The sequence below is a fragment of the Embleya sp. NBC_00896 genome (genome assembly GCF_045207785.1).
GTDB lineage: Bacteria > Actinomycetota > Actinomycetes > Streptomycetales > Streptomycetaceae > Embleya.
This window is the reverse complement of record NZ_CP108776.1, coordinates 2,201,407-2,224,895: the sequence shown is the minus strand read 5'-3', so window position 1 is coordinate 2,224,895 and position 23,489 is coordinate 2,201,407. Positions and strand designations below refer to the sequence as shown.

The following is a 23,489-nucleotide window of genomic DNA, read 5'->3' as shown; positions in this document are numbered from 1 at the left end:
TCGTATCCCTCACATCCCTCGTATTCGTCTTATTTGCGTCATCTGCCTTATTTGCCTCATCTGCACGGGAGTTCACTCATGGCACAGAAGGTCTTCATCGTCGGCGTCGGGATGACCAAGTTCGAGAAGCCCGAGAGTCGCGACTGGCAGTACTGGGACATGGTCAAGGAGGCCGGCACCAAGGCCCTGGCGGACGCGGGCGTCGGCTACGACAAGGTCGAGCAGGTCCCGGTCGGCTACTGCTTCCAGGCGTCCACCGCGGGCCAGCGCGCGGCGTACGAGCTGGGCCTGAGCGGGGTGCCGGTCTACAACGTCAACAACAACTGCGCGACCGGTTCGACCGCGCTGATGATGGCCCGTCAGTTCGTCGCGGGCGGGCTCAACGACTGCGTGCTGGCGATCGGCTTCGAGAAGATGAAGCGCGGTTCGCTCGGCGGGGGCGGCGACGGCGACTTCTCGACCTCGCCGGTCGCCCAGCACTACAAGATCATGGGCGACGTGCACGGCTTCTCGATGACCGCGCCGCCGACCGCGCAGATCTTCGGCAACGCCGCGTGCGAGCACATGGAGCGCTACGGCACCACCGCCGAGCAGATCGCGCACGTGGGCGTCAAGAACCACCGGCACTCGGTGAACAACCCGTACGCGCAGTTCCAGGTCGAGTACTCGCTCGAAGAGGTGCTCGGCGCCAAGGAGATCCACGCGCCGCTCACCCGGCTGCAGTGCTCGCCGACCTCGGACGGCGCCGCCGCCGCGCTGGTGGTCAGCGAGCGCTTCGTGCGCGAGCACGGCCTGGAGAACCAGGCGGTCGAGATCCTGGCCCAGTCGATGACCACCGACACCGCCGAGAGCTTCGCCTCCAACACCTGCATCGACGCGGTCGGCAAGCCGATGTCGGCGGCGGCCGGTCGGCAGGTCTTCGAGCAGTCCGGGCTGGGCATCGAGGACGTCGACGTGATCGAGCTGCACGACTGCTTCTCGATCAACGAGATCCTCACCTACGAGGCGCTCGGGATGTGCGGCGAGGGCGAGGGCGGCAAGCTGGTCGCCGAGGGCGCCACCACCTACGGCGGCCGCTGGGTCGTCAACCCCTCGGGCGGCCTGATCTCCAAGGGCCACCCGCTGGGCGCCACGGGCCTGGCCCAGGCCGCCGAGATCAGCTGGCAGCTGCGGGGCCAGGCGGACGCCCGCCAGGTCGCCGACGCCAAGGTCGGCCTGACCCACAACATCGGTCTGGGCGGCGCGGCCGTGGTGGGCCTGTACCGCCGCGCTCAGTTCTAGGCGGTTCGGGTCCGGGCCGTCCGGTTCCGGATCGTTCGTGTGCGGACGCGGGTCGGGTTCCCTCGGGGGACTCGACCCGCGTCCGACGCCGCTATCCGGCGGGCTCCTCCACGGTGGTGACGGGGGAGGGTGCGACCCCGTTCGCGGCCGCGCTGCCGACGCCGTGCAGCCACTCCTCCAGGAGGGCTCGTTCGTCGTCGGACAGGTACAGGCGGGCGTTGGCGCACAGGGTTTCGACGTTGCGCATGAAGGCCGCCGCGAGGTCGTCGGCGGAGGCGACCGGGTGCGCGGTGGAGGACCAGTAGCCGGAGTAGACCAGGCCGGTGGTGACGAACGCGATCGCCTTGCGGGCGATGGTCTGCATGCGTTCGGCACACCGGTCGCGGACCGCGCCGGAGGTCTGGTTGCCCTGGAAGCCGTTCTCGCTGACCTCGGCGTGCAGTTCCGCGAACAGCACGTGGTACTCCTCCGGCGACAGCCGGGGCGCGCCGGTGACCGTGGCCACCCGGTCGATCAGGTCGCGGACCGGTTCGCGCACGTGGTCCATCCGGCCCTGGCCGTTGGGGCGCGCGGACGGCGGCTGATGTCGGGTGCGGTCGAAGATGTACCCCGGTGGCACCCGGCTGATCAGCAGCTTCTCGTCGACGCCCTGCTCCAGCATCAGTTCGAGCAGCGACGAGAACGTGGCCGCGCCACCCCAGCGGGTACGGGTGACCTGCTCGCGGCCGACCTGCTGGAGCACCGAGTGGGCCAGGGTGGCCAGCACGATCGGCTCCTCGGCGCCCGCGACCTGTTCCCGCACGTGTGCCATGACCTGCTCGCGCACGCCCTCGTCGGCCGGCGCGACGTCGATCTCGTCGCGCAGGGCCCGCTCGATGAACTCCTGGTCGCTGATCACCACGTCCCCGGCCGCGACGTACGCCTGTGCGGCCGGCCCGCTCGCGATCACCATCGTGCGCCGGTCGTGGCTGCGCAGCCGAAGCAGCACGGGCGTGAAATCCGCGTCCGCGCTCATGATGATGACCTCGTCGAACCGGGTCGAGTGCTGGAGCGTGTCGAGGACATCCATCACCATGTGGATGTCCGCGCTGTTCTTGCCCCGGCCCGTCAGCGGCGGGCAGTCGATCACGCGAAAGGCCGACCGCGTGAAGAAGGCCCGGTAACGGTCGTGCATGACCGGGTTGAGGTAGCAGTTGCGCACGAGCAGCGAGCGGCGCAGGCCGCGCTCGGTCGCCTCGTTCTCCAACCACTCCAACCACTGGGACGGCTTTCGGGCGAAAATCTCGGCCGAGGCTCGGTCCGTCTCGCGCAGCCCGCTGTAGATGTTGTCGAAATCAAGGAACAGCGCGCTGCGAATTCTGCCTGGTATGCCCGAATCCATACTCATGTCCATGCCTGCCTCCCCCAGTGCGTACGGCTTCAATCTGTCCGACGCGTCACGTGCGGGCAAGCGAGGCCAACTTTCGATCCGGTTCCGATCTTGGCCGTCTTCCGATCTTCGCGCACGCGGGTTAGGTTGCGGAACAGAAGCTTGATCGTGCCATGTACGTGTGTCTGTCCGTCAGGAGCCGTCCCGTGTCCGGACGTTGGAGCATGACCCTCGACGAACTGCTGCGGCGGCGGGCCGAGGACACCTCGGTGGGACTGCGCCACGAGGACCGCGCGTGGTCGTGGGCGGAGGTGGTCGCCGAGTCCGCCCGGCGGGCCGCGTTCCTGCGTTCGCTGCGGGTCGAGGGCAAGCCGTGGCACATCGGCGTGATGCTGGAGAACGTCCCCGAGTTTCCGCTGCTGCTCGGTGCCGCGGCGCTGTCCGGCGCGGTGATCGTCGGGCTCAACCCGACCCGGGTCGGCGCCGAGCTCGCGCGCGACATCGACCACACCGACTGCGCGATCGTGATCACCGACGCGGCGCACCTGGCGCAGCTGCGCACCGCCGCGCCGGACTTCCCGGCGGACCGGCTGCTGTGCGTGGACGACGCGTCGTGGGCCGAGTCGCTCGCGCCGTTCGAGGGCGCCGCGCCGCCGGCGGAGCGGCCGGGCGCCGAGGACACGTTCATGCTGATCCTCACCTCCGGGACGACCGGTCACCCCAAGGCGGTGATCTGCTCGCAGGGCAAGGTCGCCTCGCAGGGGGCGAGCGTGGTCGCGATGGAACGGCTGACCGGCGTGGACGTGGCCTACTGCGCGATGCCGCTGTTCCACTCCAACGCGGTCATCACGTGCTGGGCGCCGGTGCTGGCGTCCGGGGCCGAGCTGGTGGTGCGGCGGCGGTTCTCGGCGTCGGGCTTCCTGCCCGACGTCCGCCGGTTCGGCGTCACCTACGCCAACTACGTCGGCAAGCCGCTGTCGTACATCCTGGCCACGCCGGAACTCCCGGACGACGCGGACAACCCGCTCACGCGCGTGTTCGGCAACGAGGGCGGCCCGCAGGACGTCGAGCGCTTCGCCCGCCGGTTCGGCTGCACCGTGCGGGACGGGTTCGGCTCGACCGAGGGCGGCCTGTCCTTCGTGCCGGTCCCGGACATGCCGCCGGGCGCGTTGGGCAAGCCCAACGGGGACATCCGGATCCTGAACCCGGACACCCGCGAGGAGTGCCCGCCGGCGGCCTTCGACGCGGAGGGCCGGCTGACCAACGCCGAGGAGGCGGTAGGCGAGCTCGTCAACGTCGGCGGCGCGGGCGCCTTCGAGGGCTACTACAACAACCCGACGGCGACCGCGCAGCGGATGCGCGAGGGCTGGTACTGGAGCGGCGACCTCGCCTTCCGGACCGCGGACGATCTGGTCTTCTTCGCCGGGCGCAGCGGGGAGTGGATCCGGGTCGGCGGCGAGAACTTCGGCTCCACCCCGGTCGCGCGCATCCTGTCCCGGCACCCGGACATCGCGGTCGCGACCGTGTACGGCGTCGCCGACGAGGCGGCGGGCGACCAGGCGATGGCGGCCTTCGTACTGCGCGAGGGCGCGGCCTTCGACCCGGCGGGGTTCGCCGCGTGGCTGGAGACCCAGCCGGACCTGTCGCGGTCGTGGCACCCGCGGTACGTCCGGATCGCCGGCGCGCTCCCGCAGACCAGCACCAACAAGATCCTGACCCGCGTGCTGATCCGCCAGGCCTGGTACACCGACCCCGACGCCCTGTGGTGGCGCGACACCAAGGACGGCCCGTACCGCCCCTTCACCGAGGCCGACCGAAAGACCCTGGAATCGGCCTTCGCGGACCGGGGCCGGGGACACATCCTGGCCCTGATGGAGCGTTGACCCGAGACGCCTCAGGCGCTCTGTTGGTCACCGTCGTGCGGGACGAAGACGGCGGTGGTGGAGTCTCGAGCCGGTTGGGCCGAGCTTCGCCCGCCCGGCGGCCGGAAGGGTCAGTTGTCGGCCGTTGCGAGGCCCACGCCGAAGGCGCCGATGACCAGGCCGGTTCCGGCGTCCAGGGAACGGCGGACCCGGCGGGCGCGGAGCTTCGCGCGCAGGCCGTTCGCGCCCAGGATGATCAGCGTGAACCACAGCATGCCCTCGACGTCGTGGACGAGCGCGAGGAGTATCCCGAAGGCGAGATGGGGCGCGCCGTCGGGGATGAACTGCGGGATCATCGCCATGTAGAACACGCCCACCTTGGGGTTCGTCAGGGACGTGAGCGCACCGCGCCCCCAGGCCGACCACAGCCCCCGCACGGGTTTCGCGGCGGGGTCCGCGGGCCCGTCGACGTCGGTGTACCGGCCGACCCACGCGGCGCGCAGCAGCCCGTACGCCAGCCACAGCAGGTAGCAGGCGCCGACGATCCGCAGCGTCGTGTAGGCGATGTGAGAGGTCGTCAGCACCGCGGACACGCCGGCCGCGGCGGCGGCGCCCCAGAGCAGCGTCCCGGACCCTATGCCGAGCGCGGTCGCGAAGCCGTGGCGGGTACCGCGGGTGAGCGCGGCGCGCAGCACGATCGCGGTGTCCGGGCCGGGGATGATCGTCAGCAGCCCGGCGACGAGTGCGAACGACGCGAGGTGCGAGAGAACGTCCATGCGGTCATCGTGCCGGCCGCGGATGGAAGGCCCGGCGGTAGCCGTTCGGGGGGACGCCGATGTGGCGGGTGAAGTGCTGACGCATCGTCACGGCCGAGCCGAAGCCGCAGCGTCGGGCGATCGCGTCCATGCCCAGGTCGGTGCGCTCCAGGAGCCGTTGGGCCGCCGCGACCCGCTGGTCGAGCAGCCAGCGCTGCGGGGGCGCGCCGGACTCGGCGGCGAACCGGCGGGCGAACGTGCGCTCGGACATGCCCGCCCACGCCGCCATGTCGGCGACCGTGTGCGGCCGGTCGAGCTCCCGCAGCGCGCGCTCGCGCACCGCGGCGAGCGCGTCGCCGTCGCGGTCCAGCGGCCGGGTCGGGCCGGTGATGAACTGGGCCTGGCCGCCGGTGCGAAACGGCGCGGTGACCATCGAGCGGGCCACCGAGGCCGCGATGTCGGCGCCGTGCGCGAGCCGGATCAGGTGCAGGCACAGGTCGATGCCGGCCGCCACGCCCGCGGAGGACCAGACCCGGTCGGCGCCCACGAACAGCGCGCCCGGATCCACCTCGGCGGCCGGGAACCGGCGGGCCAGGTCGTCGGCCAGGGACCAGTGCGTCACCGCGGGCCGCCCGTCCAGCAGCCCGGCGGCCCCGAGCACGAACGCCCCGGCGCACAGCGAGGCCACGGTCACGCCGGCCCGATGCGCGGCCCGCAGCGCCGCAAGCAACGGCTCGGCCTGTGGTGCGGCGGGATCGGCCATGCCCGGCACCACCACGAGGTCGGCCTTGCGCAGCCACGCGAGCGTACGATCCGGCATCGCGACCGCGCCTCCGGTGAGCCCGACCGGCTCCCGCGTCACCGCGCAGCGCCGCACCTCGAACTCCGGAACCCCGTAGGCGCTCTGATGCGGAGCCCAGACCTCCGTCGCCACCGCGAGGTCGAACATCCTGGCCCCGTCGAACACGACGATCGCAACCTTCTCCATGCCACCGAGCCTACGGCGTCCTCGATGGCGGGATCCCATCGGTCATCGGCACTTCCGCCACTCCCGGATCGTTTGTCGAGCGGTCAGGATCGTGGGCATGACGAAGAACGCGAACGCCACCGCCGAAGCCCCCGTCCCGACCGTTGCCGACGACGCGGTCCTGATCCTCGTCGACGTCCAGAAGGGCTTCGACCGGGCCGACGTCTGGGGTGAGCGGAACAACCCCGACGCCGAGGCCAACATCGCCGCGCTGGTCGCCGCATGGGAGCGCACCGGACGCCCGATCGTCCTGGTGCGGCACGACTCGGTCGAGTCGTCCCCGCTGCACCCGGACGACCCGGGCAACGCCTTCAAGGACGTGGTCGCTGCGGTCAAGGCGGAACTGCTGGTCACCAAGCAGGTCAACTCGGCCTTCTACGGCACCCCCGACCTGCACGCCTGGCTCACCGCGCGGGGCGCGAACCAGATCGTGATCGCGGGCATCCAGACCAACATGTGCAACGAGACCACCGCACGGATGGCCGGCAACCTCGGCTACGACGTGCTGTTCCCGATCGACGCCATGCACACGTTCGGTCTGACCGGTCCCGACGGCGACACGATGACCGCCGACGAACTGTCGAGGGCCACCGCGACCAGCCTGCACGGGGGCGGTTTCGCGAAGGTCGTCCGCACCGCCGACCTGCTCGCCGCCACCGAGTGAACGCGTCTCAGCGGCGGATGGTGTCGGCGGTGTCCTCGGCCTCGGCCTCGGCCTCGGCCTCGGCCTCGGCCTCGGCCTTGGCCTCAAGGGCGGGGATGATCTCCTCCAGCCAGGCCCGGTCGGCGCGGCTGGTCGCGCGGGCGAGGGTGAGCAGGCCGCGGCGGAACGGGTCGTCGACGTCCTCGGCGCGCACCGGCTCGCCGTCCGCGTAGACAGTACGAGAACGTTCCGGCGGCACGCCGATCGCACCGAACACCACGACGGGGCAAACGTTGCCGGGCGCGGCACCAGCCGCATTCAGGGCGTACGCCCTAGAAACCCCAGAACGGGCCCCGCAGTCCCACCGAGGCGAAGTACGCCGCGGCCGAGGTGGGGTCTCGGCGTTCGTAACCCCGGTGCAGGCGGCCCTCGTACCAGCGCTCGGCCAGCCGCCACAGCATGTCGAGATCCATCACGTATCCGCGCTCATGGCCCGTGCGGGCCAGCCATCCGTCGACGCAGCCCTCGTCGCAGAACAGGCGCTGGTTGCCGCACGCGTGCACCACGTCGTCCCACAACATCGTGATCGGCACCAGGAAGTGCGCCACCTCGTCGCCCTTCGGCGGCACTTCGGTTCCCACGTTCCACGCGAGCGCCCGGTCGCAGCCCTGGCAGCGGGTGGCCACGAGGACCTCCTCGCCCACCAGGTGCGGCACCGCGAAGGAGTCCCACGCGCAGCCGCCCCACCACAGCGCGCTCCGGCCCATCACCGAGAACCCCAGCGGTACCGCGCTGAACGGATGCGCCATCACGATCGCGTCGTCGCGCAGCACGATGTGCCGCTGCTCGTGCAGGGCCCACAGCCCCGCGCGCACCGTTTCCTCCGAGACCCCGAGGGTGGCCGCCAGTTCCGGATCGGACGGGGCCCGCCCGGTCTCGGCGAAGCCCCGGTAGACCGCCAGCCGCAACTGTTCGACGCTCACGCGGTCGTCTCCTTCTCGGGCGCCACCGCGACGACCGGCACCTCGCGGGACGGTGCGGTCGTGGCCGCCCCGGTGTCGGCGGACACCCGGGCGGCCGGCACCGGAGCGACGGTGCGGTCGCGCCGCGACTGGCGGATCGCGTCGTAGGTGAGCACCGCCAGCGCCGCCCACACCAGGCCGAAGCCCGCCCAGCGCGAGGCCGGCATCGGCTCGTGGTAGACCGCGACGCCGATCCCGAACTGGATGATGGGGGCCAGGTATTGCAGCATCCCGATCCGGCTCAGCGGCACGGTGTTGGCGGCCACCGCGAAGCACAGCATGGGGATCACGGTGATCAGACCCGCCGTCATCAGCAACAGCGCCTGCGGAGCCCCCTCGTGTCCGAACGTGGCCTCGCCGGCCCACGCCAACCAGGTCAGGTAGCCGAGCGCGGGCAGGAACATCACGGCCGTCTCGACCGCCATCGAGTGCGTCGCCGGGAGGTTCATCCGCTTCTTGATGTAGCCGTACGTCGCGAACGACGCGGCCAGGGTCAGTGCGATCCACGGGACCCGGCCGTACGCGACGATCAACACCACCACCGCCGCGACACCCAGCGCCACGGCCGCCCACTGGACCGGCCGCAGCCGCTCGCCGAGGACCACGACACCTATGCCGATCAGCACCAACGGCGTGATGAAGTAGCCCAACGAGGTCTCCACGACCTGGTCGTGGTTGACGCCGTAGATGTAGGTGCCCCAGTTGATCGAGATCATCACGGCGGCGAGCGTGATGGTGGCGATCTTGGCCGGTGTGCGCAGGATCTCCCGGATCCACGCCCACTGCTTGAGCGCCGCGAGCAGCACCACCATGCACAGCAGGGACCACGTCATCCGATGCGCGAGGATCTCGACGGCGCCGGCCGGCTTGACGTGTGGCCAATAAAGCGGGAAAAGACCCCATATGACGTAGGCCGTCATGCCCAGCAACAAACCACGCCGTTCTGAACCCATACCGCCGACGGTACTGGCGAGGTGGCATGTCGTCACGAGCCAATTCGGAACAAGTGGATCCGCGTTGGTGTCGCGGTGTGGACCGGGCCGTCAGTCGCCCTTGCGGCTGAGCGATTCCCACGCGGCGTACTCCTCCCGTCGGTCCGCTTCGAGCTGCGCGACCATGTCGTAGGCCAGGCCGCCCAGGATGATTCGCCGCGGCGGATTCGGCAGGTCGACGATCTCCATGAGCACCTCGGCCGCCCTGGCGGGATCGGCGTCCTTCGACTCGGCCCACAGCGCGGCCAGTTCGGCACGCAGCGGTGCGTAGTCCTCCCGCTCGTCGGTCATCGTCAGGCCCTGGGAGAACAGCGTCGTCTCGTAGCCGCCGGGCTGGACCAGGGTCACCTTCACCCCGAACCTCGCGACCTCCATCGCGAGCGCGCCCGTCACCGCGTCGAGTGCGGCCTTGCCCGCGCTGTAGAAACCGGTGGAGGCGAAGCCGGCGCCGGAGCCCATCGAACTCACCTGGAGGATGTGCCCGGAGCCCTGCTCGCGAAGGTGTGGGAGCACTGCCTGGTTCACCCACACGGCACCGAAGAAGTTGACGTCGAAGTGTGCTCGCGCCTGGGCCTCGGTCACCTCTTCGACCATGCCGATCAGGCTGACGCCGGCGTTGTTGACGACGATGTCGAGTCGGCCGAACGCCGCGACCGCGCGCTCCACGCCCCGGAACACCGCCTCGCGGTCGGTCACGTCGAGCGGCAGGGCCACCAGACGGCCGTCGTGCGCGGCCACCAGGTCGGCGAGTGGTGCGACATCGCGGGAGGCGCCGACGACCCGATCGCCCGCCGCGAGTGCGGCCTCGGTGAAGGCGCGCCCCAGGCCGCGGGACGCGCCGGTGATGAACCAGACGCGCGACGTGCGGTCGGTGACGGCCGGGTCGATGCCGGTCGCGGTCGCGGTCTCGGTCGCAGGGGTGGAGGTGGTGGGGGTGGCGGTGGTCATGGTCGTCGGCTCCTCGGATCGGTGAGTGTCGGTCGGGGTGTTCGGGGTGGTGCCTGGGGTGGTCAAGGTCGTGCTCACCTCGGTCGGTAGCCGGACGAGGTCGCCGTTCGACGGCCGACGTCCCGGGGGTGCGGAGTGGAGGCCGGCAGGTCGCGCCGGCGGTGAACGCGGCGCCGCTCGACGGGCGTCCTCGCCGGGGCGACCGATATCGAGGCGCCCCGAGTCGCGCCGGCGGCCGCGGCGGTGAGGCGCAGGCCCGGCTCGCTCGCGGTGCGGACATCGACGACGGAGAAGACGTCGGCCTCCGGGTGGACCACGGCAGAGCTCGCGGTGGTGGACGCAGCGGTGTTCGGGGTGGTGGTCGCGGTGCGGAACATGTGGTCGCCTCCGGGGCTCGCCGATCCAATTCATCGAGACGAGACGGTTCGTCTCGTTCGACGTAGCTTGCACTCTCGAAATCCCGCTGTCAAGACGAGACGTGCCGTCTCGTTGATCGAGTAGAATGCCGCCATGACCACCGACCACTCCGGTACCGAAAACTCCGGCACCGACCGCACCGAAGCCGCCGGCCGATCGAGCGGCGCGGGCGCGGGCGCGGGCGCGGGCGCGGGCGCGGGCGCGAAGCCGAACCCGTCCCGCCGCAGCGAGCAGTCCCGTCGTGCGATCCTCACCGCCGCCCGCGAGCTGGTGTCCGAACTCGGCTTCGCGAAGCTCACGATCGAGGCGATCGCGGCCCGCGCGGGCGTCGGGAAGCAGACCATCTACCGCTGGTGGGGTTCGAAGGGCGAGGTCGTCTTCGAGGCGTTCCTCGCGCTGAGCGATCCGGGGGAGGGCATTGTGCTGCCCGATACGGGCGACGTGGAGACCGACCTCAAGTTCCTCATGCGCGAGACCGTCGCGGAGTTCGCCGACCCCGCCTTCGAGGGTCCGATCCGCGCGCTCAACTCCGAGATCATCAACGACCCCAAGCTCGCCGCGCTCTACCGGGAGAAGATGGCCGCGCCCGTAGACGAGGCCAAGAAGGAACGCCTGCGCAGCGCCCAGCGAGCGGGCCAGATCGCCCCCGACGTCGACCTCGACCTGGCCCTCGAACTCCTCTACGCCCCCCTCTACCAGCGCTGGCTACTCCGCTCCGGCCCACTCACCGAGGAATACGCAGACAGCCTGGTCGCCCTCACCCTCAAGGCCCTACGCCCCTGAGTCGCCACCGGCGGAGGCCGAACGGTCCGGCCGACCTCCGCAGTCGCCACCATTCGCCACGGGCCAAGAGTCATGAACCGGCCATATGAGGCGACTTGGGTCGTTACCGTGTGGTCGGTGACCACCTTGGGGGCGTCGTGAAGCGCTCGATCGAGCCGGGCAACCCGACGTTCGTGTCCGCCCGGCATCAGCGAGGGTGGCACTCCCAACAGCGACTGGCCGACGCGTTCGAGACGAAGGCGGCCGAATGCGGGTACCGCATCGGCGTCAGTGTTCGCCAGGTCCGGCGCTGGGAGAGTGCCGAGCCGCCGTGGCCGTCGAGCGACTACCAAACGGTGCTTGAGGCGCTGTTCGGGTTGCCGCTGACCATGCTCGGCTTCACGCCGCCGATTGGCTCACGTCGTTTCGAGGACGAGATCGCGAGTGCCCAGGTCGTCGACATCGTCGAAGGTCTGCACGAGGGCGAGCAGTCCGGGTGGTGGCGCACCGACCCGAACGAAGGATCCAGCGCCCGTGTCGACCGCCTCGTCCAAGTGGAACAACGGGCGGCGGTCACACGCACATACGCATCCAGTCTGATTCCTGGGCCTCTTCAGGTGTACGAGTACGCGGTCGCGGCGATCCGGGCGTATTTGCCCGCGCTGCCCGAGGACGAGGTCATTCGGCGAGCAAGTAGGCGCACCGAGCGACTCGCCCACCTGAAGGCGCGCCCCGACGGGTCACGTGCGCTGTTGTACATAATCGACGAGCCCGTCTTGCATCGCCCTGTTGGTGACGCAGCGATCCTGCGTGACCAACTCGCTCACCTGCTCATCACGGTGTCCGCGCTGCCCCACGTGCAACTTCAGGTGGTGCCGCTCTCTGCCGGTGCTCATCCCGGCATGGCCGGTCCGTTCACGCTGTTCGACCTCGGGGACAGGCGAGTTGTGTACACCGAGGCCCTGACCGGGGCTTCGTGGACTTCGCGGCCGGCATGTCTCGCGGCGTACTCGTTCGCTTACGATCGACTTCAGGCAGCAGCGCTTACTGCGGACGACTCGATGCAACTCGTGGCGCAGAGGCTCGCGGAACTGGAGACGGCATGGATGCTCACGCGCGATGGACGACCAGCAGCCACAGCGGGGGAGAAGACTGCGTCGAGGTCGCAGCCCTGGGAACCGCCGTCGGGGTGAGGGACAGCAAGGTCGCCGGCTCCCCGGTGATCACGGTCGACCCGGCCGCGTGGGCTCGCCTGATAGCGGGTGTCGGCCACTGATCGGCAGCATCCGGGCGGGCCGCCGTCGATCGACCGCCCAGGGCATCCGACCGACCCTCGGGCGCAGCTCGGATGCCCGCGTGGTCCAACTGTCGGCGGTGGTCCGCTCGGTGCGTCCAGAGAGTGCGTGAGAACACGCACGCTCTGTGCCAAGCATGGTGAAGCGACGAGCGGAAACGAGAACCACGTATGGCGGTCGAGGTAGCACCGTGTTGGCGCACTTCCTCCTACACGGACAATGACAACTGCGTCGAGGTCGCAGCCCTGGGAACCGCCGTCGGGGTGAGGGACAGCAAGGTTGCCGACTCCGCGGTGATCACCATCAACCCGGCCTCATGGGCTTGCCTCATTGCGCGCGCCGGCCGCTGACCGGCAGTATCCGAGCGGACGCCGCGATTGGAGACGGTATGGATGCTCACGCGCGATGGACGACCAGCAGCCACAGCGGAGGAGAAAACTGTGTCGAGGTCGCAGCCCTGGGAACCGCCGTCGGGGTGAGGGACAGCAAGGTTGCCGACTCTCCGGTGATCACCGTCGACCCGGCCGCGTGGGCTCGCCTGAGGGCGGGCGTCGGGCACTGACCGGCGGTATCCGAGCGGGCCTCCGTCGATCGACCGCCAGGACGTCCGACCGGCCCTCGGCCGCGCGTCGAACGCCCGCGTGGGCCGCCTGTCGGTGAGAGGTCGTTCGCCGTGTTCGAGTGGCTTCACGCGAATCGCTGCGGCGCGCGTGGGATCCCGTCCCGATTTCCCCTCGTCCGCATCTCCGCCCGATCCGCCCCCGTTATGTTTTTCGCAGTCCTGCAAGAGGGCCGCCTGCCTCCGGGACCGGCATGACCGTGTCCCACCGTCGGCGACGGCACCGGCTTCCCCACCGCCGCCCAGCTCGCCTCCTATGCCGGCCTGGCCCCCACCACCAAGTCGCCGGGCACCTCGATCCACGGCGAACATGCCCCACGGGGGGTGGTGCGGCGCCGCTTCGACCTGCTGACCGAGGCGCTCGGGCCGGACCGCCGGCGCGCGGCCGGCCGGACCCTGGCCCGGCTGTTGCAGAACACGCTGTGGGACATCGAGGACGGGCGGACCACCATCGATCCCTCCCGGACCGCCGTGGCCGAGGCGCTGCCCCGCCACTGAACACTTCACCGCCGAGCGCGGCACACCCCCAGACCGCCCCAAATCCAACTTGGGCGCCTTGGCGAAAGACGTAGAGGCCCCCCGCATTTGGGGCTCGGGCTTCCGGTGATGCAGTGTGGGCGTCGTGAGGTGAGCCGGCCGGTCAAGGTTTCTGACGGAGCGTCACCTCTGGTGGTTGATTTTGGGGGTTGGGGCCGCCGTACGGTCACGGACGGTGCGGAATTGTTATTTGACGGACCGTCAGATTCTTCCTTACCGTGGCCGTACATCCACGTCAGGATCAAGGAAACGACGCCACCCCGCTCCCGGGACGGCGTGCCTTGTGCTTCCCGAACGCAGGAGCGTCCCGTGCGAACCGTGAACTCCACACCCTTCAAATCCCGCCTGCTGCGCCGCTCCGGCGTAGTCGCGGGGCTCGTCGGCCTGACCCTCGGCGCCACCGCGTGCGGCGGCGACGACGACACCGGCAGCGGAGCCTCCGGCTCGATGACGGTGCTCATCACGCAGGAGGCCAAGGGCATCGACCCGATCATGACCACGGTGTCCTCCCTCACCGGCGGCAACCAGGCCGCGGCCGTGTTCGACATGCTCTTCTGGATCAACCCGAAGACCGGCAAGACCGAGCCGCAGATCGCCGAGAGCGCGACCGCAGCCGAGGGCAACTCGGTGTGGACGATCAAGCTCAAGCCGAACGTGAAGTTCTCCGACGGCACCGCCCTCGACGCCGAGGCCGTGAAGTTCAACTGGGAGCGGCACGCCGACCCGGTGAACAGGTCGGTGCAGTTCAACGCCGTCAAGGGGATGAAGTTCGACGTCGTCGACGCGCAGAACATCAAGGTCACGCTGCCGGCGCCGAACGCCCACTTCGACCTCGTCGTCGCGCACAACCTCGCCTTCATCGGCTCGCCGGCGGCGATCCGGTCCGACCCCAAGCTGTTCTCGCAGAAGCCGGTCGGCGCGGGCCCGTTCAAGCTCAAGTCTTGGATGCGCGACTCGCAGCTCACGCTCGAAAGCAACAGTTCCTACTGGGGTACGGGCAAGCCCGCCCTCAAGGAACTGATCTTCAAGCCGGTCATGGACCAGAAGCAGCGCCTCGCCTCGCTGGCCTCCGGCCAGGCCCAGCTGATGACGACGGCGCACTTCCCGTCGACCGAGCAGGCCAAGAAGGACGGCATGACGGTCACGCTCGACGCCAAGAGCGGCGGGTTCATGACCATGTTCGACACGTCCAAGCCGCCGTTCAACGACCCGCGCGCCCGCCGCGCGTTCGCGCTGACGATGAACCCGGACGACCGCAACCAGACGATCCAGGGCTCCCCGGCGCAGACGCTGAAGGGGCTGTTCCAGCCCGCGTCGCCGTTCGCGAACCCCGAGGCCGTCTACGCGACGAACAACCGGGTCGAGGCGCAGAAGCTGCTCGACGAGCTGGCCGCCGAGGGCAAGCCGCTCAACTTCACCTACACGACCAACAGCAGCGCGAGCGCGCGACTGACGGCCGAGTACTGGCTGGGTCAGCTCAACGGGATGAAGAACATCTCGATGAAGACCGAGTTCCTGGAGGGCGCGGCCTACATCCAGAAGGTGCTGATCAACAACGACTTCCAGGCGTCGGAGTTCGTGATCACCTTCGACGAGCCGGAGCCCCTGCTCTACAACTTCACGCACACCAAGGGCTCGGAGAACCGGACCAAGTGGTCCAACCCCGTCGTGGACAAGGCGCTCGACGACGCCCGCAACTCCGAGGACGCCGCGGTTCGCAAGGCGGCGTACTCGACCGTGCAGGCCGAGATCGTCAAGGAGGTCCCGTTCTTCGCGTACGAGAAGTCGTTCGCGGCCGCGGTCCAGGGCAAGAACACCAAGATCGAGGGCCTGTCCCTGTTCGAGGACGGCCTGATCCTCTTCGACCGGATCGCACTCAAGTAGTCGCGTAGCAGCGCCCGCGCTCGGCCGGACGACCACTCGGCCGAGCGCGGGACAGCACACACCACGTCAGGGGCGTACATCGCGTACGCCCCTGACCGCGTGCCGGGCCGGCGGCACCCGCCCGAACGGCCCGGCCTCGTGGCCGTGCTCAGGCCCGGCGGGCCCGGATGAACAGCGCCTCGGCGTCGGCGACCAGGACGCCGTCCGCGTACGACCGGGCCGTCACCCACGCCTTGCGTCCGTCCACCCGGGTGACGCCGGCCTCGTAGTCGATGCGGGTGTGCAGCGGCGTCGCGCGCTTCAGCCGCACGGTCAGCCACCCGGTCATCCCCAGCCAGCCCGAGCCGGACTGCGCACAGCCCATGACCTCGTCGAACGCCGCCGCGACGTAGCCGCCGTGCACCCGCCCGAAAGGGCCCTCGTACGCGTCCCCGAACGTTGCGTGAGCGCGCACCAGCGGGCCGTCGCCGGTGATGTGCAGGGGCGGTGCGAGCGGGTTCGCGGCGCCGGCCAAGGGGCTGCGCTCGTGCAGCGCGAGGTCGCGCGACGTCGGTGTGCGGTCGCCCACACGTGGCAGCGAGGCGATCCGCGCGGCCAAATCTGATACATCGTCAGCTACGCTTTCGAGCGAGCTCGCGTCGCCGTCCGGGTCGACCGACTTCACCGCCTCGATCAGGCGGCGGGTCGCCTCGGCGAGCCGATGGCGCGCCGCGCGCCCGGCGCTGTCGGGCTCCGGTCGCGGCGTCCAGGTCAGGCGCAACTCGCGCAATACGTCGTCCGATACGAGCGGCGGCTCGACGGCCTCCGCAGGTTCGGGGGCGGCGGCGGTCATGACGGCTCCCGTGGTGACGTAGCCCTGGCTTCGCCCGGGCGAATGGCCGATCATTGCATGTAAAAAGAACGAGTTCTAGTTTCGAGGGGCCGCCGAGGCAGGCGGCACCACGTTGGTTCCAAGTCGCAGTCACAGGTTGCGTTCACAGCAGAGGAGACGTCATGCCGATCGATGCCGCGAAGGCCACCGGAGCCGAGCCCCGCACGGGTGAGATCGCCTGGTCGAACAAGGACGTGATCCTCTATCACCTGGGCCTGGGTGCGGGCACGCCCGCCACCGGCGCGGACGAGCTGCGCTACACGTACGAGAAGAACCTGCACGTGCTGCCCACGTTCGCGACCGTGGCCGGCACCAAGGTCGGCGGCAGCCTCGCCGCGCTGCCCGGTATCGACATCAACCTGCGCGCGGTCCTGCACGGCGGCCAGGAGATCGTCGTCCACAACCCGCTCCCGGCCAAGGCCAAGGGCGTCCGGGCCACGAGCCGGGTCGCCGACGTGTACGACAAGGGCAAGGCCGCCGTGATCGTCCTGGAGTCGTCGGCCGAGCTGGAGGACGGCACCAAGCTGTTCGACTCGCGCGCCGAGATCTTCGTCCGCGGCGAGGGCGGCTTCGGCGGCGAGCGCGGCCCGGTCACCAAGATCGACGTGCCCGAGCGGGCGGCCGACCACACGATCGACGTGCCCACCAGTGCGGACCAGGCGCTGCTGTACCGCCTGTCCGGCGACTGGAACCCGCTGCACGCCGACCCGGACTTCGCCAAGGCGGCCGGCTTCGACACTCCGATCCTGCACGGCCTGTGCTCGTACGGCCTGACCCTGAAGGCCGTCGTGGACAACGTCCTGGGCGGCGACGTCTCGCGGGTCAAGCGCTACCGGACCAAGTTCGCGGGCATCTTCTTCCCGGGCGAGACCATGCGCGTGCGCGTGTGGGAAGAGGACGGCAAGCTGCTGATCAACACCTCCGCCGTCGAGCGCGACGACGCGATCGTCCTCTCGGACACCGTGGTGGAGTACAGCGCCTGACGTTCGATCGGGGCGCGCATCGGGCCGGGGCAGGCGATGGCCCCGGCCCGGGCCGATGGTCCGCGGGCGCCGGGCTGGCGCGCGAGTTTCGCGACCCCCGCGTCTTTCGCCTTCCCTTGGGGCCGGATACCTTGACCGTGTCATTGGTCTTGAGTCAAAACGAGAACAAGTTATAGTTCTTGACCGGGCCAAGTATTGGTTCGAGGAAAGACGAGGGAGCCTCCATGCGCGCAGCGGTTCTGCACGAGACCGGTCAGGACAAGCTCGACGTTCGCGATGACGTCGAGGCCGTGGGCATGGGCCCGGGACGCGTGCGGGTCAAGCTGCACGCCACCGGCGTCTGCCACTCGGACCTGTCGGCGATGACCGGCGTCCTGCCCCAGCCCGCGCCATTCGTACCCGGCCACGAGGGCGCCGGCGAGATCGTCGAGGTCGGCGACGGCGTCACCACCGTCGCGGTCGGCGACCGGGTCATCATCTGCTGGGCGCCGCCCTGTGGCGTCTGCAACTACTGCCGCGGCGGCCAGTCCAACCTGTGCCTCGCCGGGTTCATGAACGCCGGCACCCAGAACTTCACCTTCGGCGGCACGCCGTCGTACGGCTTCACCGGCACCGGCACCTTCGCCGAGGAGGTCGTCGTCGCCGCGCCGTGCGCCGTCAAGGTCGCCGACGACGTGCCCTACGAGATCGCGGCCCTGATCGGCTGCGGCGTCACCACCGGCGTCGGCGCGGTGTTCAACAGCGCGCGGATCGAGCCCGGCGCCTCATGCGCGGTGATCGGTGCCGGCGGCGTCGGCATCGCGGTCATCCAGGGTCTGCGCGCGGCCGGAGCCGCCGAGATCGTGGCGATCGACCCGGCCGAGTCCAAGCACGTGTGGGCCAAGCAGTTCGGCGCCACGCACGCGATCACGCCGGACCAGGCCGCGGACGCCAAGCGTGACCTGACGGCCAACCAGGGCTTCGACTACGTCTTCGAGGTGGTCGGCAAGTCGTTCACCGCCCGCAGCGCGTACGACCTCACCCGCCGCGGCGGCGACGTGATCATCGTCGGCGCGGGCGCGATGGACGACAACGTCTCGTTCAACATGTTCGAGCTGTTCTTCGACCAGAAGCGGATCATCGGCAGCATCTACGGCGGCGGCGACATCGTCACCGAGTACGAGCGGATCACCAAGCTGTGGCGCGCGGGCCGGCTCGACCTCGAGGCGATGATCACCCACCGCCTCACCCTCGCGAACATCAACGACGCCTTCGACCTGATGAAGAGCGGCGAGTCGATCCGCACCATCGTCACGCTCTGACGAAGCAGCACGGCACCACGGCACTTCGACACCTCACGCAAGCGGCGCAGTGATTCCGCGGCCCGCCCACCCGACGCAAACGGGTGGGCGGGTGGGAACCGACAATCCCAGCCGGCCAAGACGCGACCGCAGCACCAACCTCGACCCCACGGGAGTATCCGCATGACCACGTCGCTGGATGGCAAGGTCGCTGTAGTCACCGGTGCCGGCCGCGGCCTGGGCCGCGCCGAAGCCCTCGAACTCGCGAAGCAGGGTGCCGCGGTCGTGATCAACGACTTCGCCCCCGAAGGCAGCCCCAACCCCGCCGACGACGTCGTCGCCGAGATCGTCGCGGCCGGTGGCAAGGCCGCCGCGCACCGCGGTGACGTCTCCGACTTCGACGCGGCCGGCAAGCTGGTCCAGCTCGCGATCGACACGTTCGGCTCGATCGACATCGTGGTCAACAACGCGGGCATCCTGCGCGACCGGATGATCTTCTCGATGACGGAGCAGGAGTGGGACTCGGTCCTGGCGGTGCACGCCAAGGGCCACTTCAACACCACCCACCACGCCTCGAAGTACTGGCGCGAGAAGTCCAAGGCGACCGGCGGCGCCGTGTACGCACGCGTGATCAACACCGCGTCCGAGGCGTGGCTGGCCGGCTCCGCCGGGCAGCCGAACTACGCCGCGGCCAAGTCGGCGATCGTCGGGCTGACCATGTCGACCGCGAACGCCCTGGTCAAGTACGGCGTCCGGGCCAACGTGATCTGCCCGCGGGCGCGCACGAGCATGACCACCCACGTGTTCGGCGAGACCGCGAACAACGTCGCCGAGGGCGAGCTGGACCCGCTGGCCCCCGAGCACGTCGCGCCGCTGGTCGCCTACCTCGCGAGCCCGGCCGCCGAGCAGGTCACCGGTCAGGCGTTCGTCGTGCACGGCGGCTTCGTCGCGGTCATCGAACGACCGACGCTCCAGGCCAAGTTCGACTCGAAGCAGGCCACGTTCACGCCGGAGGAGCTGGACCAGGTGCTCTCCGCGCACTACGCGGACAAGAAGCTCGGCGCCGGCTACACCGCCGACGACCTGCTCTTCCTCAAGCGCGACCCGCGCTGACACACGAGCCGCGGGGCCGGGGTGGCGGAATCACCCTGGCCCCGCTTTCGACCGCACCGTTGACACGTGTCGTGAAGCAGCCACGAAGGTCTTCCCTTCGTGCAGCACCAAGAAGGGGCTCCCCGTGCTGACCTCCGCCGACGACTTCCCGATCCACCAGACGCCCGAGCCGGTGGCCACCCCCGCCACCTCGGACCGCAACGCGTACGACCGCTATTGGTTCAACGGCTACGACCGCGACGGCGCGTTCTACTTCGCGTTCTCGCACGGCCTGTACCCGAACCGGTTCGTCGCCGACGCGCACTTCACGATCAGCGTCGACGGCGTCCAGCACAGCCTGCACGCGTCCCGCCGCGCCGCCCTGGACCGGTTCGACCTCACCGTGGGGCCGGTCGGCATCGAGGTGGTCACGCCGCTCAAGGTGCTGCGGGTGTACGTCGAGCCGAACGAGCACGGCCTCGGCTGCGACCTCACCTTCACCGCGCGCGCCGCCGCGATCGAGGAGGAGCGCACCACCACCCGCAACGGCCACCACGTGATCATGGACTCGACCCGGCTGACCCAGCTCGGCGTGTGGTCCGGCACCGTGACGCTGCCCGGCGGCCGGGTGCTGGCGATCGACCCCGCGACCACACTCGGCACCCGCGACCGCTCGTGGGGGGTGCGGCCGGTCGGCGAGCGCGAGGCCGGCGCCCCCAAGCCGTTCAACCCGCTGCTGTGGCTGTGGACGCCGATCCACTGGGCGGACGAGGTCAGCCTCTGGGCCTCGTTCGAGCGCGCCGACGGGCACATGTACCACGTGGACGGCAAGCGGGTCGCCGCGACGCCGCTGGGCACGCTGCCCGACCCGGCCGCGGTCCCGGTGCCCGAGGACGAGCCCGCCTTCGAGAAGCTGACGCCGCATCACCACGCGCTCACCTTCGTCCCCGGCACCCGCCGCGTGCAGGGCGGCGAGTTCCACATGACCGACGGCGCGGGCGACCCGTTCGCGTACCGGATCGAGCCGATCGGCGAGCGCGGCCTGCTGGCCGGGCTCGGCTACCTGCACTCCGAGTGGGGCCACGCGGTGTGGCAGGGCGAGCTGAAGGTCGGCTACGAGAGCTGGGAACTCGACAAGGTCGACCCGCTCGCGTTCGACCGCCAGCACCAGCAGCAGGTGATTCGGGTGACCGAACTGACCGGCGAGGGGCGGGTCGGCGTCGGCGTGGTCGAGCAGCTGTTCTTCGGGCCGCACGCGCCGTACGGCTTCAAGGAGATCCTCGACGGCGCGTGAGCCGGCACCGGGCGACGTGCGGCGACGGGCCACGCGGGCCGACGCCCGAATCGGGCCTTCGGACGCGGGCGTTCGGACTTGGGCCTTCGGGATTCGGGTGTTCGGGACTCGGGCGTTCGAGCGTTCGAGCGTTCGGGTCCGAACGCCGCGCGGGCGCGCGGGAAAACCGGTCACACCCGGTCCTGCGCGCCCTCCTCGATCCGGACCGGTTTGCGCTCGAACCAGCCGGCCACGTCCGCCGGCCGGTGCTCCCACGCGCCGACCAGATCGCGGTACAGCGGTGAGCGCGCCAGCAGTTCGTGATGGGTGCCCAGCTCGGGCCGGTTGCCGTCCATGAGCAGGATCAGGTCCGCGCGGCGGGCCGAGTCGATCCGGTGCGCGATCACCACCAACGCGCCCGCGCGGGTCGCGAACGCGGCCTCCGCGAGAGCCTCGGTCGGCGGGTCCAGGTGGCACGTCGCCTCGTCCAGGATCACGAACCGGGCGGGGGAGAGGTACGTGCGGGCCAGCGCGATCAACTGGCGCTCGCCGGCCGACAGCGCGCCCGGGTCGTCGATCCGCCCCTGTGGACCGCCGAGCCGGGCGACCAGTTCGGCCGCGCCGACCAGGCGGACCGCGCGGTCCAGGTCGGCCCGCGAGACGTTCGGGTCGAGATAGCTCAGGTTCTCGTGCACGGAACCGGCGAAGACGTACGCCTCCTGCGGGACCACCGCGATCGCATCGCGCAGCCGCGCCGGCGGCCACGCGGCGAGCGGGGTGCCCGCGAGCGACACGACGCCCTGATCCGGCGCCAGCAGCCCGGCCAGCAGGGCCGCGAGGGTGGATTTGCCGATCCCGCTCGGGCCCACCACCGCGAGGTGCGAACCCGCCGCGACGGTCATCGAGAGGTCCCGCACGACGGGCTCGGCGTACGGGCCGTACGCGAACGTGACCCGGTCCACGACGAGCGGGCCGGCGTCGAACGGGGCGGACTCGGTACGCGCGGCCGGGACGCTCTCGGGCGTCGCCGCGCCGGCCTGGGCGAGCCGACCGGCGACCACGAGCAACTCCAGGAACCAGCCGCCCACGGTCGCGGTCGCCGCGCGCACCGCCGGCTCCAGGTGCTGGGCCAGGTAGAGCGCCGCGCCCGCGACCTCACCGGCGCTCAAGTGGCCGCCTCGCACCAGCCACGGCGCCGCGATCAGCACGGCGACCAGGGGGAGTTGGCCGCCGAGCGCGACCACGAGCAGGCGCACCGACGAGGCGCGGGCGAGCAGCTTGGCCGCGCGCGCCTGGGCATCCACGGCGCGGCCGATCTCGGCCACCACCCGATCCTGCGCGCCGCACGCCACGACGTCGTCCAGGCCGGCCATGGTCCGCCCCGTACGCAGCGCGATCTGCTCGTCGGCGAGCACGAGCGCGCGGCGCCGCCGGGCCAGCGGCGGCAGCAGCCGGACGAACAACCACGCCGCGAGCCCGAGCGGGACCACCACGAGCGGGAGCAGCGCCGGCGCGAGCACGGCGAGGCCGAGCAGCGCGGCCAGGATGGTCACGCCGAGCTGGCGCAGCGTGCGCAGCAGTGACGCGGTCAAGTTGCGACAGCTCTCGACCTGCTCGGTCAGCCGGGCCACGACCGCGTCCGCGTCGTGCCCCGCGCCCGGCCGGCCGGACGTGGCGTCGAGGACCGCCGCGGACACGACGCGGCGCACGAGGGTGTCGCGGAGCGGCTCCACGACGGCCGCGAGGTACGGGAACATCGCGTACGTGGCCGCCGCGCGGATCAGCATCGCCAGCGCGAGCACGCCGAGCAGCGCGAAGCCGACCCCGACCCGGCCCGCCAGGAACCCGTGATCGAGCGCCGCCGCGAGCAGCGCCCCCGACAGCAGCGCGGGCACGCCCTCCGCGACCGACCAGCCCACCACGCGCAGCAACGGCCCCCGCCGCTCGCGCAACAGCCCGACCAGCAACCCTTGTCCGGCCCGTAATCCACCGCCGTAGGGCCCGGCCCGGTGCCGCCTGCGCGGCACCCGGCGGCGCGGGCGTGCGGGGACGGGATCGTGGCCCGAGCCCGAGCCCGAGCCCGAGCCGGAGCCCGAGCCCGAGCCGACGGGCACGTCATCGATCTCGCCCACTGGTCCGGCCGCCGCTCCCGCGCCCGCCGCATCCACGTCCACGTCCACCACCGAGTCCGACCCACCACCCGCTCCGGCCCCGCCCGTACCGCCCTGGGCACCCGCCCCCGCGCCCGCCACGGCCTCGAAAGCCCCGTCGCCGAGCTCCCAAACCGGGATCACCCGCCGACGCCGCCCCCCACGGCCCCTGCCCGGATCCGCACCATCACCGACACCGACACCGTCACCGTCACCTGCGCGCGTCTCGTCCCTCACGTGCCATCCCCCCTCGCCCCCGGCCGACCCGTCGGCCTCCCCGCCCCCGCCGGCGGTGACCGGATCGCCCCCATCGACGCCGACCCGCTCCGCGCTCGCCCGCCGCGCCGGCGGACGGGGCAGCGGACGGGGCAGCGGACGGGGCAGCGCGGTCGCGTGCACCGACACCGTCGAATGCCACACCCGCGAT

24 protein-coding genes and 1 pseudogene are annotated in these 23,489 nt (G+C 70.8%); 15 read left to right on the top strand and 10 right to left on the bottom strand.

Features of this window, described 5'->3' with window-relative positions; genetic code table 11:
* Window positions 1–78 precede the first annotated feature (78 nt).
* Entirely contained in the window at window positions 79–1,281 is a 1,203-nt protein-coding gene (locus OG928_RS09935; protein ID WP_406281828.1) for a lipid-transfer protein, read from the top strand.
* 91 nt (window positions 1,282–1,372) lie between these two features.
* Here OG928_RS09935 and OG928_RS09930 read toward each other — a convergent pair whose 3' ends face one another.
* Window positions 1,373–2,674 (bottom strand): NYN domain-containing protein, encoded by a 1,302-nt coding sequence (locus OG928_RS09930; RefSeq protein WP_406281826.1) that lies wholly within the window; start codon window positions 2,672–2,674, stop codon window positions 1,373–1,375.
* Between the two features lie 182 nt (window positions 2,675–2,856).
* On the opposite strand from OG928_RS09930, the gene OG928_RS09925 reads away from it, so the two are divergent.
* Window positions 2,857–4,533, top strand: a complete 1,677-nt coding sequence (locus tag OG928_RS09925) for a long-chain-fatty-acid--CoA ligase (protein WP_406281823.1) — start codon at window positions 2,857–2,859, stop codon at window positions 4,531–4,533.
* 110 nt (window positions 4,534–4,643) lie between these two features.
* Here OG928_RS09925 and OG928_RS09920 read toward each other — a convergent pair whose 3' ends face one another.
* Entirely contained in the window at window positions 4,644–5,288 is a 645-nt protein-coding gene (locus tag OG928_RS09920) for a LysE family translocator (RefSeq protein ID WP_406281821.1), read from the bottom strand.
* Between the two features lie 4 nt (window positions 5,289–5,292).
* Window positions 5,293–6,255, bottom strand: a complete 963-nt coding sequence (locus tag OG928_RS09915; protein WP_406281818.1) for a GlxA family transcriptional regulator — start codon at window positions 6,253–6,255, stop codon at window positions 5,293–5,295.
* Window positions 6,256–6,352: 97 nt separating this feature from the next.
* On the opposite strand from OG928_RS09915, the gene OG928_RS09910 reads away from it, so the two are divergent.
* Window positions 6,353–6,958: a cysteine hydrolase family protein gene (locus tag OG928_RS09910; protein WP_406281815.1), complete on the top strand. Its 606-nt coding sequence runs from the start codon at window positions 6,353–6,355 to the stop codon at window positions 6,956–6,958.
* A gap of 7 nt (window positions 6,959–6,965) precedes the next feature.
* Here the strand turns inward: OG928_RS09910 and OG928_RS09905 are convergent, their stop codons facing one another.
* The 5 genes from OG928_RS09905 to OG928_RS09885 all read right to left on the bottom strand — a co-directional run bounded on the left by OG928_RS09905 (window position 6,966) and on the right by OG928_RS09885 (window position 10,276).
* Complete coding sequence (locus tag OG928_RS09905; RefSeq protein ID WP_406281812.1) at window positions 6,966–7,217, bottom strand: hypothetical protein; 252 nt, start codon at window positions 7,215–7,217, stop codon at window positions 6,966–6,968.
* Window positions 7,218–7,269: 52 nt separating this feature from the next.
* Window positions 7,270–7,920, bottom strand: a complete 651-nt coding sequence (gene merB / locus OG928_RS09900; RefSeq protein ID WP_406281810.1) for an organomercurial lyase — start codon at window positions 7,918–7,920, stop codon at window positions 7,270–7,272.
* The gene (gene rarD, locus OG928_RS09895; protein ID WP_406281807.1) at window positions 7,917–8,912 is read right to left on the bottom strand and encodes an EamA family transporter RarD; all 996 of its coding nucleotides are present in this window, start codon (window positions 8,910–8,912) and stop codon (window positions 7,917–7,919) included. The genes merB and rarD overlap by 4 nt, the downstream gene beginning before the upstream one ends.
* A 90-nt stretch (window positions 8,913–9,002) precedes the next feature.
* Complete coding sequence (locus OG928_RS09890) at window positions 9,003–9,899, bottom strand: SDR family NAD(P)-dependent oxidoreductase (protein WP_406281804.1); 897 nt, start codon at window positions 9,897–9,899, stop codon at window positions 9,003–9,005.
* Between the two features lie 74 nt (window positions 9,900–9,973).
* Window positions 9,974–10,276, bottom strand: a complete 303-nt coding sequence (locus OG928_RS09885) for a hypothetical protein (RefSeq protein WP_406281801.1) — start codon at window positions 10,274–10,276, stop codon at window positions 9,974–9,976.
* Between the two features lie 133 nt (window positions 10,277–10,409).
* Between OG928_RS09885 and OG928_RS09880 the strand changes: the two genes are divergently transcribed.
* The 8 genes and pseudogenes from OG928_RS09880 (at window position 10,410) to OG928_RS09845 (ending at window position 15,413) form a co-directional block, all read left to right on the top strand.
* Window positions 10,410–11,099, top strand: a complete 690-nt coding sequence (locus OG928_RS09880; RefSeq protein ID WP_406281798.1) for a TetR/AcrR family transcriptional regulator — start codon at window positions 10,410–10,412, stop codon at window positions 11,097–11,099.
* 137 nt (window positions 11,100–11,236) lie between these two features.
* Complete coding sequence (locus tag OG928_RS09875; RefSeq protein WP_406281795.1) at window positions 11,237–12,271, top strand: Scr1 family TA system antitoxin-like transcriptional regulator; 1,035 nt, start codon at window positions 11,237–11,239, stop codon at window positions 12,269–12,271.
* The gene (locus OG928_RS09870; protein ID WP_406290878.1) at window positions 12,250–12,354 is read left to right on the top strand and encodes a DUF397 domain-containing protein; all 105 of its coding nucleotides are present in this window, start codon (window positions 12,250–12,252) and stop codon (window positions 12,352–12,354) included. Before OG928_RS09875 ends, OG928_RS09870 begins: the two co-directional genes overlap by 22 nt.
* Window positions 12,355–12,543: 189 nt before the next feature.
* Window positions 12,544–12,723 (top strand): DUF397 domain-containing protein, encoded by a 180-nt coding sequence (locus tag OG928_RS09865; RefSeq protein ID WP_406281793.1) that lies wholly within the window; start codon window positions 12,544–12,546, stop codon window positions 12,721–12,723.
* A complete protein-coding gene (locus OG928_RS09860; protein ID WP_406281791.1) occupies window positions 12,690–12,935 on the top strand; it encodes a DUF397 domain-containing protein in 246 nt (81 codons plus the stop codon). Before OG928_RS09865 ends, OG928_RS09860 begins: the two co-directional genes overlap by 34 nt.
* A 264-nt stretch (window positions 12,936–13,199) precedes the next feature.
* Window positions 13,200–13,316 (top strand): annotated as a pseudogene (locus tag OG928_RS09855) (transposase); the annotation flags it as partial.
* A complete protein-coding gene (locus tag OG928_RS09850) occupies window positions 13,317–13,490 on the top strand; it encodes a hypothetical protein (protein WP_406281788.1) in 174 nt (57 codons plus the stop codon).
* A 357-nt stretch (window positions 13,491–13,847) separates the two neighbouring features.
* Entirely contained in the window at window positions 13,848–15,413 is a 1,566-nt protein-coding gene (locus OG928_RS09845; protein ID WP_406281785.1) for an ABC transporter substrate-binding protein, read from the top strand.
* Between the two features lie 148 nt (window positions 15,414–15,561).
* Here the strand turns inward: OG928_RS09845 and OG928_RS09840 are convergent, their stop codons facing one another.
* Window positions 15,562–16,245, bottom strand: coding sequence for a PaaI family thioesterase (locus tag OG928_RS09840; RefSeq protein WP_406281782.1), 684 nt, complete (start codon window positions 16,243–16,245; stop codon window positions 15,562–15,564).
* A 161-nt stretch (window positions 16,246–16,406) separates the two neighbouring features.
* Here OG928_RS09840 and OG928_RS09835 point away from each other — a divergent pair, with 161 nt between their 5' ends.
* The 4 genes from OG928_RS09835 to OG928_RS09820 all read left to right on the top strand — a co-directional run bounded on the left by OG928_RS09835 (window position 16,407) and on the right by OG928_RS09820 (window position 20,933).
* A complete protein-coding gene (locus tag OG928_RS09835) occupies window positions 16,407–17,267 on the top strand; it encodes a MaoC/PaaZ C-terminal domain-containing protein (protein ID WP_406281780.1) in 861 nt (286 codons plus the stop codon).
* A gap of 224 nt (window positions 17,268–17,491) precedes the next feature.
* Window positions 17,492–18,568 (top strand): Zn-dependent alcohol dehydrogenase, encoded by a 1,077-nt coding sequence (locus tag OG928_RS09830; RefSeq protein ID WP_406281777.1) that lies wholly within the window; start codon window positions 17,492–17,494, stop codon window positions 18,566–18,568.
* A gap of 162 nt (window positions 18,569–18,730) precedes the next feature.
* Window positions 18,731–19,660 (top strand): 3-oxoacyl-ACP reductase, encoded by a 930-nt coding sequence (locus OG928_RS09825; RefSeq protein ID WP_406281774.1) that lies wholly within the window; start codon window positions 18,731–18,733, stop codon window positions 19,658–19,660.
* Between the two features lie 124 nt (window positions 19,661–19,784).
* Window positions 19,785–20,933, top strand: coding sequence for a hypothetical protein (locus OG928_RS09820; RefSeq protein WP_406281771.1), 1,149 nt, complete (start codon window positions 19,785–19,787; stop codon window positions 20,931–20,933).
* A gap of 170 nt (window positions 20,934–21,103) precedes the next feature.
* Here OG928_RS09820 and OG928_RS09815 read toward each other — a convergent pair whose 3' ends face one another.
* Entirely contained in the window at window positions 21,104–23,206 is a 2,103-nt protein-coding gene (locus OG928_RS09815; protein ID WP_406281768.1) for an ATP-binding cassette domain-containing protein, read from the bottom strand.
* Between the last annotated feature and the right edge of the window lie 283 nt (window positions 23,207–23,489).